Here is a 2,054-nt window from a genome sequence, read left to right on the forward strand (position 1 = left end):
ACCTGACAAACTCGATAAGCGCTGAACTGGACGCAATCGAGGGACAGCTCGTTGAGTCGGGCTACGACAGGTCCCACATCGATAGCTTCATCGATCATCTCGAGGAATCAGTGAAGCAAACCATCACGCTCCTTGCCGACGACGAGAACGCCCTACGTGAAGCAATACTCAAGCCCGAGGTATTCCGGTACTACGTTCTCGTACAATCAGCCTCAGCACGCCAGAACTACACCCCCAGCGAACTCCAATACCTCGACACACTCCTGGGCAGCGTCGCGCAGGAGTACCTGACGCTCGCACCAGCGTCACCGGATTTCAAGCACACAGCACTCGAGCGCACAATCACCGCACTGACACAGATCTCCCACCAGCAAACCACCAAAGACCCGACCCACAGCACGGGCGAAAACCACCTGGACACACTCACCGAGCGCAACAACCTCGTCGACGATGACAAAGACACGGACAGTCCAGACACAGTTACCACCCAGTACGGACACGTCCCCACAGCAGTCACCCGTATCCTCGACACCGCTGATCCCAACGCGCTTACCCGCGTCCTAGGTAGCGGCAATCTCGATGCACTTACCTCGCGTCATAAGCGCGCAAAAGCATACCAGGCAGCTGGTCGCCTCGATGAGGCCATGGACCAGTATAGAACCCTTCTCACCGACTGTGCCCGTATCCTGAGAAAAAACCACCCCAAAACACTCGCCACGCGAAACAACCTGGCATACACCTACCGGTTAGCTGGCCGCCTCGATGAGGCCATCACCGAGTACGAGATCCTTCTCATCGACTACACCCGTGCGTACAGCTACAAGCACCCAAAGACATCTGCTGCACGCAACAACCTCGCATACACATACTGCTTAGCGGGCCGCTTCAACGATGCCATCCCTCTGTATGAGCAGGTCATCAAAGATCGAACCTGTGACCTAGGTGAGGACCACCCCCGCACGCTCGCCATACGCCACAGCCTCGCAAATGTATACCGAGATGCTGGCCGCCTCGATGAGGCCATCACCCTGTACGAGCAGGTCATCACAGACAGTGTCCACGTCCTGGGTGAGGATCATCGCGACACGCTGACCATGCACGAGAACCTCGCACACACCTATGTGAAAGCGGGTCGCTTCGATGAGGCCATCACCCAGTTGAAGCAGGTCATCACAGACCGCACCCGTGTTCTGGGTGGGGACCACCCCGACACCCTGGCCTCGCGCAACAACCTCGCAGACACGTACCGGAAGGCTGGCCGCACAGGCGAGGCCATCGCCCTGTATGAGCAGGTGGCCACAGGCCGTGCCCGTGTCCTGGGGCCGAACTATCCCGATACACTCACCTCACGCCACAACCTCGCAAACATATACCGGTCTGTTGGCCGCCTCGATGAGGCCATCACCTTATACGAGAACCTTCTGCCCAACCACATCCGGGTCTTGGGTGCAGACCACCCCGACACGCTCACCTTCCGCCACAACCTCGCAGGCGCATACGTGCATGCCAGTCGTTTCGATGAGGCCATCACCCTGTACGAGCAGGTCACCAAAGACTGTGCTCGCATCCTGGGCGAAGACCACCCCAACACCCTGACCTCGCGCAACAACCTCGCAGGCGCATACGATGCGGCGGGACGCCTCACCGAGGCCATCGCCCTGTTCGAGCAGATCCTGCCCGACAGCACCCGCATCCTGGGCGAAGACCACCCCAACACCCTCAGCTCCCGCAACGACCTCGCAGGCGCATACGATGCGGCGGGACGCCTCACCGAGGCCATCGCCCTGTTCGAGCAGGTCCTGACCGACCGCATCCGCATCCTGGGCGAAGACCACCCCAACACCCTCAGCTCCCGCAACGACCTCGCAGGCGCATACGTGTCTGCTGGTCGTCTCGCCGAGGCCATCACCCTGTACGAGCAGGTCCTGACCGACCGCACCCGTATCCTGGGCGAGGACCACCCCGACACCCTGGCCTCGCGCAACGACCTCGCAGGCGCATACGTGTCTGCTGGTCGTCTCGCCGAGGCCATCACCCTGTACGAGCAGGTCCTG

1 protein-coding gene is annotated in these 2,054 nt (G+C 60.5%); it reads left to right on the forward strand.

Going from position 1 to position 2,054, the window contains the following annotated elements:
- Positions 1 to 2,054: tetratricopeptide repeat protein (locus HMPREF1136_RS10340; protein ID WP_009648976.1), on the forward strand; the 2,054-nt coding region annotated here is incomplete at both ends.

This window comes from Actinomyces sp. ICM47 (genome assembly GCF_000278725.1).
Classification (GTDB): domain Bacteria; phylum Actinomycetota; class Actinomycetes; order Actinomycetales; family Actinomycetaceae; genus Pauljensenia.